2 protein-coding genes (1 of these 2 cut by a window edge) are annotated in these 16,113 nt (G+C 71.5%); both read left to right on the top strand.

Annotated elements, in window-relative coordinates; translation table 11 throughout:
* The first annotated feature begins 4 nt into the window (after nucleotides 1–4).
* Nucleotides 5–14,314, top strand: coding sequence for an SDR family NAD(P)-dependent oxidoreductase (locus I55_RS36115; RefSeq protein ID WP_044562066.1), 14,310 nt, complete (start codon nucleotides 5–7; stop codon nucleotides 14,312–14,314).
* Nucleotides 14,311–16,113 carry the 5' portion of a MupA/Atu3671 family FMN-dependent luciferase-like monooxygenase gene (locus I55_RS33225; RefSeq protein ID WP_049974261.1) on the top strand. It continues 1,641 nt past the right edge of the window, so only the first 1,803 of its 3,444 coding nucleotides appear in the window; its start codon is at nucleotides 14,311–14,313; the stop codon falls past the right edge of the window. Before I55_RS36115 ends, I55_RS33225 begins: the two co-directional genes overlap by 4 nt.

Below are 16,113 nucleotides of genomic sequence, written 5' to 3'. Positions count from 1 at the left end.
CGCCATGAGCGACCCCTTTCATCTTCTGGATCACTATGCGCAGGCGCTGCTGGCGGGATTCGCCGCATCGGCGCGCGGTGCGATCCAGGCCCGACTACCGCGCCACCGCCTGCTGGCGGATACGCTGAACGGCGCTGTCGCCGCCCTGGACCCCGCATTACGGATTGTCGATCCGGCGGCCGAGGCCCGGCGGCGGCGCGCGGCGCTGCTGGAGCGGGCGCCGGCCCTCAAGTCCCACGCCGAACTGCTGGACCACTGCGTCACCGCGCTGGGCGACGTGCTGTCCGGCGAAAAGGCGGGCACCGATGTCATTTTCCCGCGCGGCAGCGTCGACCTGGTGGCGCCGATCTATCATGGCACCGCCTGGACCGACCATTTCAACCGCCTGTCAGCCGAGGCGACCGCGCGCATGGCCGAAGCGCTGGTCGCGGACGGCGTGGACCAGGTCCGCATCCTGGAACTGGGCGCCGGAACCGGCGGAACCAGTAGCACGGTGTTGAAGGCCCTCGCCCCCTTCGCCCACCACCTGCGGTACGACTATACCGACGTGTCGCCCGGCTTCGTCACCCATGGGCGCGCGCGCTTCGGGGCGGAGCATACCTTCGCCGACTTCCGCGTGCTCGACATCGAGCGGCCGCCGGTCGCGCAAGGGTTCGAGGCCGGCGCCTACCATGTCGTCGTCGCCACCAACGTGCTGCATGCCACCCGGCGCATCGACGAAACGCTGCGCCATACTGGCCAATTGCTGGCACCGGGCGGCGCACTGGTCTTGAACGAGGTGACACGCGCCAGCCTGTTCGGCACGTTGACCTTTGGCCTGCTGGACGGCTGGTGGCGGTTCGAGGACGCCGACGCGCGTCTGCCGGGCGCGCCGTTGCTGGACCAGACGCGCTGGGCGGCGGCGCTCGATGCCGCCGGCTTCACGCCCCCCGCCTGCTTCGGCTGGCAGGGATCGGTCGACAGTTTCCAGACCCTTCTTATCAGCGAATGGTGTGGGCAGGAACGATCCGCACATGCCCCGGTGCCGGCACAGGGCCCGTCCGTGCCCCCTGCGATTCCGGCGGGTTCCAGCGTCGCCGCCATCGTGGCGCGCGTGCTTGGCCTCGACCTTGCCGATATCGAGGCGGATCGTCCGCTGGCCGAATTGGGGGTGGATTCGATCGTCGCCGGCCAGCTCGCCACGGCCCTTGCCGACGCTTTGGGCGTCGCCCTGGCGCCGTCCGAAATCTACGACTGCGCCACCCTGGCCGGGCTGGAGCGTCATCTCGCGATGGCGGTGCCCGTCCCGCTTCCGCCCGTCCAGGAGCCGTCCCGCCCCGCCGCGGCCCCGGAACCAAAATTATCGGATAGCCCCGAGGATGTGGCGGTCATCGGCATCGCCTGCCGCTTTCCCGGCGCGGCAAATCGTGAAGAATTCTGGCAAAACCTGGTTGACGGCGTTTGTTCGATAACAGAAGTGCCGGCCGAGCGATGGGACTGGCGGCCGCACTTTTCCCCGACGCGGGGGGATGGCCATACCGTCAGCCGCTGGGGCGGCTTCCTGGACGGCCACGATCTATTCGACCCCGAGCCGTTCCGGATCACCCACGGCGAAGCGCGGGCGATGAGCCCGCAGCAACGCTTGTTCCTGGAAACGGCGTGGCACGCGCTGGAGGATGCCGGCTATGGCCGCGGCGAACTCGCCGGCACAAAATGCGGCGTGTTCGTCGGCGTGGCACCGGACGGCTGGGGGGGCAACCGGGCGGATACGCGCGCCTCACTGGGGGATTCCAACGCCATCCTGTCGGCACGCCTAGCCTATGCCCTGGACCTCAAGGGGTCGTGCCTGCCCATCGACACGGCCTGCTCCTCATCGCTGGTCGCGGTCCACCTGGCGGCGCGCTCGCTGATCGGCGGTGACAACAGCATGGCCCTGGCCGGCGGCGTCTCCGTCCTCATGACCAGTCCCCGGCTGCATGTCTTCCTGACCGACAGCGGCATGGCCAGCCCCACGGGGCTGTGCCGCACCTTCGATGCCGGCGCCGACGGGTTCGTGCCGGGTGAAGGCGTCGGCGTCGTGGTCCTGAAGCGGCTGGCCCAGGCCCGGACCGATGGCGACCATATCTACGCGGTCATCAAGGCGAGTGGCGTCAACCAGGACGGCACGACCAGCGGCATCACGGCGCCCAACGGGCCGGCCCAGACTGCCCTAGAGCGTGAGGTCTATGACCGGGCCGGCATCAGCGCCAGCAGCATCGGCCTGGTCGAGGCGCACGGCACGGGGACCAGGCTGGGCGACCCAATCGAAGTGAACGCGATCGGCCGCGCATTCCGGGCCGACGCGGCGCCAACCGGGGCCTGCCTTATCGGATCGGTCAAGAGCAACATCGGCCACACCCTGGCCGCGGCCGGCATCGCCGGCTTCATCAAGGCGGCACTGGCGGTGGAGCGGGGCGTCGTCCCGCCCAGCCTGCATTATGTTGCCGCCAATCCCGAGATCGACTTCACCGCGAGCCCCTTCCGCGTCGCCACCGCGTCCGAGCCGTGGGAGGGCCGCGACGGCCTGCCACGCCGCGCCGCGATCAGTTCCTTCGGCTTCAGCGGCACCAACGCCCATGTCGTGCTGGAGGCGCCGACCCATGCCCGCCGCGCCACGCCACGACCCGGGGAGCGCCTGATCACGGTCTCCGCCAAGACGGCCGAGGCGCTGGACCGGCGCCTGGTCGAACTCGCCCGCTTCGCCGCCGAGACCACCGTGCCGCTCGCCTGGCTGGCGTGGACGGCAACGGTCGGCCGCACCCATTTCGAGCATAGGGCCGCCATCCGGGCGGACAGTTCGCGGCACCTGAGTGAACGGGCCTCGGGCCTGGCCCACGGGCGGGACTGCGCTGAAGCGCGGCGCGCCATCGTGACCAGTCGTCCGGAGGCCACCGCGCCGCGGATCGTGCCGACGACGCCGGCGGCGGCGGCCGCGGCGTATCTCACCGGCCAGCCGGTCGACCTCGCCGCGTTGTTCGATCCGGCCGACCGGGTGCGCGTGCCGATGCCGGGCTATCCGTTCGACCGGCTGCGCTTCACCGCCCCGGCAACGGGGGAAACGTCAACAACGCCATCCCCTCTTGGGACGCCGTCCCCTCATCGGTTGATCGGCGCCGGGGAGAAGGGACTGAACGGATCCCGTTTTCCCCTGACGGGCGCCACGACCTGGCCCGCCCTGGCCGACCACCGCCATCGCGGACGTTCCATATGGCCGGCGGCGGCGATCGTCGAGGCGATGTGGGCGGCCGGCCGGCACGCCGGGACCGCCAGGTTCGAACTGGGCGACGTGACGTTCCAGACGCCGCTCACCGTCGGCGCCCCCGCCTGGCTGACCCTGGAACCCGCACCGGAGGGCGGACAGGTGCTGCGCCTCAACGGCGCAGGCGACCGCCCCCACGCCAGCGCGCGGTTGCTGGCCGCCGTGCCTCCGTCCGAACGCCGGATCGATGTCGCCGCGCTCGGCTTCGACGATGGGATCGGCATGGATGCCGGGGCGGCCTATACCGCCCTGGCCGCCGTCGGCTTCGACTATGGACCGGCTTTTCGGAGCCTCACCGGCGTAAGGGTTCAGGGCGGCCGCGTCCTGGCGGATCTGATGTGTGCCGACACCGCCGGTTTCGACTGGCCGCCCGGCCTGATCGACGGGGCCATCCAGTCCGCGGTGGGAATGGCCCGGGACGCGGGAATCGCGGGGGCCATGAGCGTCGTGCCCCAAGGGATTTCCCGGGTCAGATTGCATGGTTCCCTGGCCCAGGCGAGGCAGGCCTTGGTGGAACGCCGCCCATCGGCACCGGGGCGTGTGTGCCTGGACATCAGCCTGCTCGATCCTATGGGCCGCGTGCTGGCGGAACTGTCGGGGCTGGAGGCCGCACTCCAGGACCGGCAGTGGGATACCCGGGACGCGGTCATCACCTATGAGCCTTATTGGCGGGTGGAGGGCGATGTGGCATCCGCCCCGCCCGCCCTCAATGGCTCGAACGACTATGCCGTGGTGCTGCCGGAAGGTGGCATCCCAGGTGGCGGCGCGGAAATCGTCGACGCGGCGCGGCAGATCCTGAAGCCGGCGGCCGACGCCGCCGGCTGGCAGGCGCGGTTCGCGGCCTTGGCCGCCACCGGAATGGTTCCCAGCCAGCTCGCCGACCTGCGACCGCTCCCGGCCCCGCCGGCTGCCATCGATGACGCCGCCGCCGCGACGGCCGCTGTGCAGTCGGTGATCGCCCTCATTGCCGGTTGGCAGCTGGCCCTGCCCGGCCGGCCGCTCAGGCTGATCCGCGTTTATCCGCATGACGGCCGGATCGTGCCGGCCGAAGCCGCGCTGGAAAGCCTGGCCCATACCCTGGAGCAGGAAGCCCCGGGGGTGTCGCTTTCGCTGCTGGGGCTTGACCCCGCCACCCCGCCGACGCCGGCCCTTGTGGGTGAATTCGCGCGGCCGGGCACACGCCATATCATGGTCCAGCGGGGCCAGCGCCTGGCCCACGCCTGGCGCCCGGTCACCGAACCGCCAGCCCACCCCCTGAGGTCCCTGGGGAAACGGCCGGTGATCATCGTCACCGGCGCGCGGAGTGGATTGGGGCGCGTCGCCGCCCGGCATCTCGCGCAGACGCGCCAGGCCCGCCTCGTGCTGGTGTCGCGGCGGGCGCCGCCGGCGTCCGAAGCAAGCGCCACACTGGCACAGGACATCGCCCGGCTGGGCGGAGAGGCGGTGGAGGTCGTCGCGGACATCGCGACACCGGAGGGTGCCCGCCACGCGGTCGAAGCCGCGACCACCGCCTTTGGCCGGGTCGACGCCGTGATCCACGCGGCCGGAGTCACGCGCGACGGCTTGCTGCGCGGCCGGGCGCCCGACGATGTCGCGGCCGTGCTGGCGCCCAAGGTGACAGGCACCACGGCGCTGCTGCGGGCCTTGGCTGGACAGCCGGTGCGGGCCTTCGTCTGCTACGGCTCGCTCGCCGCCGTGTTCGGCAATCCCGGGCAGGGCGATTATGGCGCCGCCAACGGCTTCATGGCCGCGCTGGCGGAGCGCGACGGCTTGCCGCTGGTCACCATCGACTGGCCGTTCTGGCGGGAGGGCGGGTTGCGGGCCCGCGAGGGCGACGATGCGCGCCTGCGGGCCACGACCGGCACGCGCTGGCTGGAAACCGCCGAGGGCTTGGCGATCCTCGACCGGGCCCTGGCCGCCGAGCGGCCGCGTTTCGCCGTCGCGGCGGGCGACCCGGCCCGGATCGCCCGCCTGTTCATGGATGGCGGCGACCAGAACCCGGAGGCACCAACCGCGGGGACTATACCCGCCGCCGCCGCTGCCGCCGAGGACGGCCTGCCGATCCTATGCGCCCTGGTGACGGAGGTCGCGGGCACGCCACCGGCGCGCCTGCACGCTGGTCGCGATATCGAGGATCTGGCCCTTGATTCCATGCACATCACCCAGTTGAACGATCGGCTGGAACAGACGTTCGGCCCCATTTCCAAGACACTGTTTTATGAATGCCGCACCCTGGGCGAGCTTGCGGCCCGGCTGCCCGCGAAGGCGGCCACCCTGCCAGCCGCCCCCCCGGCGATGCCGGCCGGCGCGCCGGTCGCCGCGACGGAAAGGCGGCGTCCGGATGTGGCGGAGCCGATCGCGATCATCGGCTTCGCCGGCCGCTTCCCGGGCGCGGACGACCTTGACGCCTACTGGGCCAATCTGATGGCCGGCCGCGACTGCGTGACCGATGTACCGGCCGACCGCTGGGACCATGCGCTGGTGTTCGACCCCGTGCCTGGCCGCCCCGGCAAGGCCTATGCCCGGCGGGGCGGATTCCTGTCCCAGGTCGACGGCTTCGATCCCCTGTTCTTTGGCATCGCCCCGGCTGAAGCCGAACGCATGGACCCGCAGGAACGGCTGGTTCTGGAAACCGCCTGGGAGGCGATGGAGGATGCCGGGCTGACCCGGGCGACCCTGGCGCAGTCACCGGATCGGCTGGGCGCCGTCTATGTCGGCGTCATGTATGGCGACTATCAGATTCTGGGGGCGGAGCAGCACGCCCTCGGCAACCCGGTGAGCGCCAGTTCGCCCTACTGGTCCATTCCCAACCGCCTGTCCTACGCACTTGATCTGCACGGTCCCAGCCTGGCGGTTGACAGCGCCTGTTCGTCATCGCTGACCGCCCTGCATTTCGCCTGTCGGAGCCTCTGGTCGGGCGAGGCGGAGGTGGCGTTGGCGGGCGGCGTCAATCTCAGCCTGCATCCGCTGAAATATGTCGGCCTGAGCCAGGGCCGCTTTGCCTCCACCGACGGCCGCTGCCGCAGCTTCGGCACCGGTGGCGACGGCTACGTCCCGGGTGAGGGCGTGGCCATCGCCATTCTCAAGCCATTGGCCGCCGCACTGGCGCACGGCGACCGCGTCCACGGCGTCATCCGCGGCTCCGCCATCAATCATGGCGGCCGCACCAACGGCTACACCGTTCCCAGCCCAGCGGCCCAGGCCAGCGCCATCCGCACGTCGCTGGCCTCGGCGGGCCTGTCCGCCGGCGACCTGGACTATATCGAGGCGCACGGTACCGGCACGGCCCTGGGCGACCCCATCGAGATCGAAGGCCTGCGCACCGTCCTGGCCGGGGCGGATACGGCGGAAAGCTGCCCGATCGGCACGGTGAAGTCCTCCATCGGGCATCTGGAGGCGGCGGCCGGTATGGCGGGCCTCGCCAAGCTACTGCTGCAGTTCCGCCACGGCATGCTGGCCCCGACCGTGCTGCACGGCGAAGTCAATCCGGCCATCGACCTCACGGCGGCACGGCTTCGGCTGGTGACCGCGGCGGAGGCCTGGCGGCCGCGACGTCCCGGCAGCGCCCTTATCGCCGGCATCAGTTCCTTTGGGGCCGGCGGCGCCAACGCGCACCTGATCGTCGAGGCGCCGCCGCCGGCCGCCGCCCCAACGCAGTCCGACGGCCCGTTCGCCTTTGTCATCTCCGCGAGAACCCAGGACCAGCTACGGGCCTATGTCGACCGCCTGAACGCTTATTTCAGCCAGACCCAGGCGTCGGCGGCGGATATCGCGCGAACGCTGCAGGTGGGGCGGGAGGCCATGCCCGTCCGGCTGGGCCTCGTCGCCCACAGCCTTGCCGAGGCGCGGGAGCGGCTGCGCCAATGGCGGTCGGACGGAACCGGCGGTGTCCATTTTCATGTCCCCGCGGACGAAGACGGACCGGCGGGAACCGTAACGCTTAACGGCAGCCTCGAAGCGCTGGTCGCCGCCTGGGTAAGGGGCGCCACGGTGTCCTGGCCATCCCTGGGTCTGCCTGGCCGGCGCGTCTTCGTCCCACCCCGGCCGTTCATGCGCCGCCGCCACTGGCCAGTGACCATCAGCGCCAGCCCTTCCTCGCCGAGATCGGTGGAGGTCACGCTCGACCCGGCCGCTGCGGTGATTGGGCAGCATCGGGTTGGCGGCAAGGCACTGGTGCCGGCGGCGCTGCTGCTGGGCCTGGCACAAGACGCGGCCGGTGGCGCAACGGCATTGCGCGACGTGATCCTGCACCGGCCGGCAGAGGCGGCGGACGCCCCTCTGACCATCCGCCTCCGGCGCGACGGCGCGAACCTGCGTTTGGAAGCGGGAAACGGCGTCATCCTGCTGACCGCGTCCCAGGCGGCTTCAATGCCGGTCACCCCGATTGGCGCGCCGGCGGGCGGCCGGACGCTGACGGCGTCCGACGCCTATCGACGGTTTGACGCTCTCGGCATCGACTACGGCCCGGCGTTCCGGCGCCTGGGCGACATGACCGTCGCTGACGCGGTCGTGGAGGCGGCGATCATGCCGGCGCCCGCCCCGCAACCCAACCCGGATCATGAGGCCGCCACCGCATTGGATGCGGCCATGCAAGCGGCCATCGCCCTGGTGCCGCAGCTGTCCGGCGCCGCTGGCATCCCCTACCGGATCGACCAGGTGACCTGGCATGACGCGGGGGTGTTGGCGCGGACGCGGGTTCGGGCCACGGCGCCGGACCGGTTCGACATCGACGGTTTGGCCGATACCGGCGCGCTTCTGGTGTCGCTGCGTGGCTTGCAGGTCCGCCGGCCGCTGGTGACCCCATCGGCGCACCCCGCGCTGCTGGCGGCGGCATGGTCCGAAGTCCCGCCGGACTCCGGAACCGGCCTGCGCCCGGGCCGCCTGCTCGTCGTGCGGGGGCCTGGAACCGACGGTCTGGCTCAGGCTCTTGCCGGTGCGGTTCAATTCGACATCGGCGCGCGCGATGAGGAGGGTCTGTCCCGCGCCTTGCAGACAGCGCCGATCCCGTTCGACAGCGTCGCGGTCCTTTGCGCTCCCGCACCGGGACAGGACGGGTACGGCGCGGCCGCGGCAGGGGCGGAACAGCTGGCGCTCGGTTTTCTGGACTTGGCGCGGGCGCTGACGCGCTGCCCGGCCGACCGGCGACCGAACCGGCTGGTCGTCATCACCACCGGCCTGCATCAGGTCGCGGATGGCGACCTGATCGATCCAGTCGCCGCCGCCATCCCCGCCATGGCCCGGACCTTGGCGGTTGAGCTGCCAGCGCTCGCGCTGGTTCTGGTCGATCTTGATGCGACGGATCTCAGCCACGACGCCGTGGCCCGCGCGCTTGCCGAACCCGCCTCCACCCCGCCCCGCGATGTCGCCTGGCGCACCGGGCGACGGTTCGAACGGCAACTGGCACGGGTTGAGCCGGCGCCGACGGGAACGGACCTGCCGCCGGAGCCGGTCTGCGTCATCACGGGCGGCGGCGGCGGCCTGGGCCGGGCACTGGCGGCCCACATCGCCGCGCGTCCGGGAGCCCGCGTCGTCCTGTGCGGCCGACGGCCGGCGCTGGACGGCCCGCTGCCGGCCGGCGTCAGCTATATCGCGACGGATATCCGGGATGCGGCGGCCGTGGCCAGGCTTTTCCACGATGTTCGCGCCCGCCACGGCCGGGTTGACGCGGTGTTTCATCTGCCGCTGGTGCTGGCCGACCGCCGGCTGAACCGCATGTCGGATGACGATTTCCTGGCGGCCTTCACCCCAAAAGCCGCCGGAACGGCCAATGTGCTGGCGGCGGCGCGCCAATGCGGCGCGCGGATGGTGGTCTTCTCCTCGGCCAATGTGTTCGCCGGCGCGGATGGCCAGTCGAATTATGTCGCCGGCACCGCCGTGCAGGACGCACTGGCACTGAGCGCCGGCCCCGGCGTGCAGGTCGTGAGCTGGGGGCTGTGGGGCGAGATCGGCGCCGTCGCCGACGCCGCGACCCAGGCACGGCTGGCCGAAGCCGGCATCCAGCCGATCCAGCCGGCCGAAGGCTTCCAGGAGCTGGATCGGTTGCTGCGGTCATCCACCCGTCACGCCGCCGTGGTGAAGGCGGCGCCAGAGGCCCTTCAGCGCCTGGGGCTGCGCGACGCGGCGCCCCACCCTGACCTGCGCGCCGCGACGGCGGGCTTCGACCGGCTGGAGGCCTATGGCAGGGCCCGGCTGCTCACCTGCCTCACCACCCTGGCCGGTGCGGACCGGCGGACCCACACTCCCGCCGGCTTGGCGCGTCGCATCGGTGTCGCGGCACGACACGGACGCCTGTTCGACGCCTTGCTGGCGATGCTGGACCGTCATGGGCTCGCCAAAACAAGCGAGGGGGTGATCCGTCTGCCCACCCCGGGGGTGGAGCCGGCCGCCACGCTGGCCGCCGCCGCAAGCGCCCTGGATGCCGCCATGGTCGCCCTGCCCTGGCTATCGCGGCCCCGCGCCCTGCTGGATGCGGCGCTCGACCGGTATGGCGCCCTGTTGACGGGGGGCGTGGACCCGCTGGACGTGCTGTTTCCCGGCGGGTCGGGCGCGCTCGTCGAAGGCGCCTATCGTGGCAACCCGCTGTCGGACGGCTACAACGCCGCCGCCGCCGCCGCCGTGGCCGCCCACCGCGCAAAGCGGGGCCCAGGCTGGCGGGCGATCGAGGTCGGTGCCGGCACGGGTGGCACCACTGGCGCCGTGCTGGCGGCGCTGGACCAAGGGGCCGCACCGGAAAGCTATCTCTACACCGACCTGTCCCGCCGCTTCCTGGATCATGGCAGCGCCAGCTTTGGCCCGGGCAGATCCTGGTTCGCCACCGCCCTCTACGACATTGAGCGACCTGTCGAGGCCAACGGCCTGCGGCCGGGCGATTTCGACACCGTGATCGCCGCCAACGTGCTGCACACCGCCACTGACCTGCCTGGGGTTCTGACGGAACTACGGCGGCTGCTGAAGCCGGGCGGCCTGCTGGTGGTGGTGGAACTGATCGCCGCGCAGGATTATGGCACGCTGGTGTTCGGCCTGACCGACGGCTGGTGGAAAGCGGCCGACACCTCGCGCATCGCCCATTCGCCCGTGGTCGACGCCGCCGGTTGGGAACGGCGGCTGATCGACGCGGGCTTCGACGGTATCGAGCGGCGCGACTTGGCCGCGTCCGGCGGCCGTGGCCAGGCCGTCTTCCTGGCCACGGTGCCGGCCAGGCCGGATACCGGCGCGGCCGATGGTCCCATCGTCGGTGATGGACCGCGCCAAGCGCTGCTGGCGCATCTGCGCGGTGTCTTCGCCGAGGTTCTGCGCCTGGACCCCGCCGAGTTGCGCGCCGCCGACCCGTTTGAACGGTACGGGCTTGAGTCGCTGAGCGCCACCGCGATCCGCAACCAGCTTGATGCCCGCTTCGGCGCGCTGTCGCAAACGCTGCTGTTTGAATTCAATACGCTCGGCAGCCTGGCCGACCACTTGCTGGCGACACGGGGACCGGCCGTCCAGGCGGCCCTTGGCATCGCGCCGGAGCCCGCACCGCCGACCGCGGCCCTTGCGTCCCCCGCCGGGGCGCGTGTCGACCTCGCGGCTGCGGGCAAGGACCAGCCAATCGCCATCGTCGGCATGGCCGGGCGCTTTCCCGGCGCTGATACGCTGGACGCGTTCTGGCAGCTGCTGGAGGAAGGACGATCGGCAATCGACGAGGTGCCCGCAGGCCGCTGGGCGCAGGACGGCCGCAGCTACACCAGTTGGGGTGGCTTCCTGCGTGACATCGATCAATTCGACCCCTTGTTCTTCGGCATCGCCCCGACCGACGCGGCGGCGATCGATCCGCAGGAACGGCTGTTTCTCCAGGTCGCCTGGCACGCGATGGAGCAGGCTGGATACACGCCGGCCCGGCTGAACGCCGGCGGTCCGGTCGGCGTCTATGTCGGCGTGATGAACGCGGGCTATCAATGGCTTGCGGCCCGCATCGACGGCACCGCCGCGGCGCCGGCGACCTCGGCCTACTGGTCCATCGCCAACCGCCTGTCCTTCGTCGGCGACTTCAGCGGGCCCAGCCTCGCCGTCGATACCGCCTGCTCCTCATCGTTGACGGCCCTGCACCTGGCGGCGCAGGCGATCCGCGCCGGCGATTGCGCGGCGGCCATCGTCGGCGGGGTCAACCTGATCGTCCATCCGCGGCAGATGGCCAACCTGTGCGAAGCCCGCATGCTGTCCGCCGGTCCCGAAAACCGGGCATTCGGCGCTGGCGCCGACGGCTTCGTCGATGGCGAGGGCGTCGCGGCGCTGCTCCTGAAGCCGCTCGAGGCCGCCATCGCTGACGGTGACCGGATCGAGGCGGTGATCCGCGCCACCGCCATCAACGCCGGCGGCAAGACCGCCGGCTTTTCCGTGCCTAACCCATCGGCCCAGGCCAAGGTCATCGCCGATGCCCTGCGCGGCGCCGGGATCACACCGGACAGCGTTGGTTTCGTCGAGGCCCATGGCACCGGCACCGCACTGGGCGACCCCATTGAGGTCGTCGGCATCGCCGAGGGCTATGGTGGCGCCGGGCGCGCGACTCCCCTGGTGCTGGGCGCGCTCAAGGCCAATATCGGCCATCTGGAATCGGCCGCCGGCATCGCGGGCGTGGTGAAGACGGTCCTGCAGCTGCGCCACGCCCGCATCGCGCCGATGCGCCATGCCGATGATCCCAATCCCCTGATCGACTTCGCCGCCGCCGGCTGCGTGATACCGGCCGCCGCCATGCCATGGCCAGCGCCCGCCGGACCGGACGGATCACCACGGCCACGCCGTGCGGGTGTCAGTTCCTTCGGCGCCGGCGGCGCCAACGCCCATGTCGTGCTGGAGGAAGCCCCGGCCCAGGGCAAGCGGATCACACCGGCGCCGACCGTGGACCTCCTGACCCTGTCGGCCGCCGATGAACCCGCGCTACGCCGCCTTGCCGCTTCGCTGAAGCCCGCCGTCGCCATGGCCGATGCCCGTGAACTGGCTGCGATACTTCACACCCTGCGTATCGGCCGCCGGAGCTTCGCCCTGCGCACCGCCGCTGTGGTGACGGACCCGGCGATGGTCGGCCCCTTGCTCGACGCCATCGCCGCGGGACAGACCCCGGCCGGACTATTGCGCGGCACGGGGACCGGGACCAGCGCGCGGCGCATTGAGGAGACCGCCGAGGGACGCCGGCTGGTCGACGCGATGCTCACCGCCGGCGATGCCGGCGGATTGGCTGAACTGTGGGTCGACGGCGTGACGATCGACTGGACCCGGCTGCCCTGGGCCGCTGGCCGCCCAGTCGTCGCGTTGCCCGGCTATCCCTTCGCCCGTGAACGGTACTGGCTGGACGGCACGCCGGCGGCGGACATGGACGTGCCGCCAGCGCCCGCCGCAACGATCCGATTGATCCACGGCGCCTGGTCGGCGGCCCCCCTGCCGCGCACGACCACGGGCGCCGAGAGGCCCAGGGTCCTGGTCGGGTCGGTCCTGCTGCGCTCGGCCTTCGACCGTCAGCGGGGAACGCTCCTGGCGCACCGGACACCAGGCAACGGGTTTGACCCGGCCGACGCTTCGGCATGGGCCGCGCTGGTCGAGCAGGTCGACCAGAAGCCGGCCGACCTGCTCATCGCCCCGGACGCCCTTCCCGTCGAGCCGGCCGCCGCCTGCCAGGTGGTTTTCCTGGCATTGCAGGCGGCTGCCCGCCGGCCCGGACGGATTGGTCGCCTGGTGGTCGCCGCCGACGGCGCCGCCGCGACCCTGAGCGGCCTGGCCGCCCTCGCGCGGTCGGCTATGGAGGAGGGACTGAAAGCCCGCGTGCTCTGGGTCGCGCCTGGTTCCACCCCCGATGCCCTCGCCGCCCTGCTGGCGGAAGAAGCGGACGCGGTGGATGACGAGACCATGATCGATCGCCGGCGCGCGCGCGGGCGCTGGTCGCCACGTTGGCTCGACACGCCTGCCCAACCACGCGCCCTGTTCCGGCGGGGTGGCCGCTATCTGATCGCCGGCGGCCTTGGCGCCGTTGGCCGGGCACTGGCCGCCCATCTTGTCCAGGTACAGGGCGCCACCGTCGGCATCCTGGGCCGGACCGCGCCGAACGACACGACCCTGCGGCGGCTCAAAGCCATCGGACCAGCGGGCTCAGTCCATTATGCGGCGGCGGATTTGACCGATCCGGCGGCACTCAGCCCAGCGCTATCTACCTTGAAACAGGCGATGGGCGGCATCGACGGCGTCCTCGACCTGGCCCGACTGGTCGACAACGCGCCCATCGCCCGCAAGGAGACGGCGGCGTTCACCCGCGTGCTCGCGGTCAAGGTGGCCGGTACGGTCGCGCTCGATGCGGCGCTGGCGGCGGAGCGGCTGGATTTCTTCATTGTCTTCTCATCGCTGGCCGCCTGGTACGGGCTGGCCGGCGGCGCTGACTATGCCGCCGCCTGCGCCATTCAAGAAGGGCTGATGACCGAACGTGTGGCGCGTGTCGCCAGGGGTGAGCGTCACGGACAAAGCCTGGCCGTGGCCTGGCCACAATGGCGCTACGACGACGAGCTGGATGCCGCGCACAAGCGGCGGCTGGCAACGTCCGGCTTCGACCTGATCGACATCGCGGCCGGAATCGGCGTCCTGGAGCGGGCGGCGGCTTCGGGCGAGATCGCCGTCGCGGCTGTTTCCGGCACGGCGGCGGCGTTGGCGCCCCTGGCGGAAGAGCCGCCCGACGACCTGGACACCCTCTCGGACAGCGCGCTAGCCGCCTATGTCGAAGCCCTGCGGACGGCGCTCGGAAACGAGGAAGCCGGGAGCCCGTCATCGCCCACGCTGGACCTGGTCCGGAGCGCCTTCGCGGAACGGCTGCGGATCGATCCCGCGCGGTTCGGCGACAGCGTGTCGTTCGCCGATCTGGGCCTGGACTCGGTCAAGGCGCTGCATGTCGCCGAGCGGCTGTCGCGCGACCTGGGGATCGACGTGGAACCCGCCCTTTTCCTCGACCACCCGACGGCGGATCGCCTGGCCGCCGTACTCGACCAGCGTCGGGCAACCTTGGTGATGGAGGCCGCGGAATGAACCTTCCGCTTGACCGGGCGGCGCTGTTGGCCGAGGCGGCGCGGCTGCGCACCCGCATCCTGGCCAAGGGCGGCACCGTGCCACCGGCCCCAACGGCCCATCGCACCAGCCAGGCAGCGGCGTCCTCGGCGCTGCCCCGGCTCAGCGTCATGTTCTTTTCGGCCGAAAGCGGGGCGCGTGATCCCTACGACCTGGTGATCGAGGCCGCCAGACAGGCGGATGCGGCCGGGTTCGAGGCCGTGTGGCTGCCGGAGCGGCATTTCGACCGGTTCGGCGGTCCCTACCCCAACCCGGCGGTGATCGCCGCCGCCGTGAGCCAGGTGACGGCGCGCATCCGCATCCGCGCCGGCAGCGTGATCCTGCCGTTGCATGACCCGCTGGAATTGGCCGAAGCGTGGGCGATGGTGGACCTGCTGTCCCATGGCCGGGTGGACCTGGCGGTTGGCAGCGGCTGGAACCCCCAGGATTTTGTGCTATCGCCCGACACGTTCGCGAACGCCAAGAGCGTGATGCGCACACGGCTGGACGAATTGCGCCATCTCTGGGCCGGGGGGGCGGTCCAGAGACGCTCGGGCAAGGGCGAAACGGTCGAGGTGACGCCCCATCCGGCGCCGTCGCGGCCCGACCTCAATGTCTGGATCGCCACGACCGGCAACGCCGACAGCTTCGCCTGGGCCGGCCGCTCCGGCTTCAACGTCCTGACTATGATGCTGGGCAGCGGGATGACCGACCTGGCCGACCGCATCCGCGTCTACCGGGAAGCGAGGAGCGAGGCCGGGCTGGAGCCGGACGCCGGGCGCGTCACCTTGATGCTGCACAGCTATTGCGACCCCGATCCGGCGCGGACCTTGGCCCGGGTCAAGGGACCACTGACCGAGTATGTACGGGGCGCGCTCAACCTGCATGTCGATGCCCAGGCCGATGCCGTCGAGGTCGGCGGGGCACAGCGCGACCGGGTCGCCGATTTCGCCTTTCAGCGCTATCTGCGCTCCGCCAGCCTGATCGGCACGCCCGACGAATGCCGCGAGATGATGGGCCGGGTCGGCGCCATCGGCGTCAACGAGATCGCCTGCCTGCTCGATTTCGGGCTGCCCAAGCGGGATGTGCTGGAAAGCCTGGCGCGGTTGGCGCCGCTGGCCGGGGGCATCACGACGCCCAGCGTGGTGCCGAACGCGGCGACGCCGCCCCGCCCCGATCCCGACATGCGCAAGGCCGCCGTCATCGGCATGGCCTGCCGTTTTCCCGGCGCGCCGGATCTCGATCACTTCCGCGCGCTGCTGCGGTCGGGGGGTTCCGCCCTGCGGCCACCGCCGGCCGGCCGGTTCGCCGGCACCCCAAGCCTGGGGGCGGGTGGCTTCATCGACGGCGTCGATGAATTCGATGCCGAGCCGTTCCGCCTGGCCCCAACAGAAGCGGCCCTGATGGATCCCCATCAGCGACTGTTCCTGGAAACCGTGTGGTGCGCCCTGGAGGATGCCGGGATCGATCCGCAGACCCTCAGGGGCCATCCGGTCGGCGTGTTCGCGGCCATGTATTCCACCAGCCATCTGGAACGGCGTGGCGTCGGCGGCGACGATCCGCTGGCGGTGCCGGGCGGTCTCGCCTCCATGGTCGCGAACCGCACGTCCTTCACCTTCGACTGGCGCGGGCCGAGCGAAACCGTCAATACCGCCTGTTCCAGCGGGCTGGTCGCCATCGAACGCGCCCTTGAATCGCTGCGCCAGGGCCAATGCGAAATCGCGGTCGTGGGCGGCGTCAGCCTGCTGCTGTCCGATGCGGAATCCGCCAGCCTGGCACGC

The organism is Azospirillum sp. B4, assembly GCF_000333275.1.
GTDB lineage: Bacteria > Pseudomonadota > Alphaproteobacteria > Azospirillales > Azospirillaceae > Nitrospirillum.
The sequence above is the reverse complement of the archived record's forward strand: the minus strand, read 5'-3'. Positions and strand labels throughout refer to the sequence as shown.

Bases quoted from the DNA above. Each gene is read 5' to 3' on its own strand.
- I55_RS36115 (WP_044562066.1), top strand. From the start codon at position 5: ATGAGCGACCCCTTTCATCTTCTGGATCACTATGCGCAGGCGCTGCTG.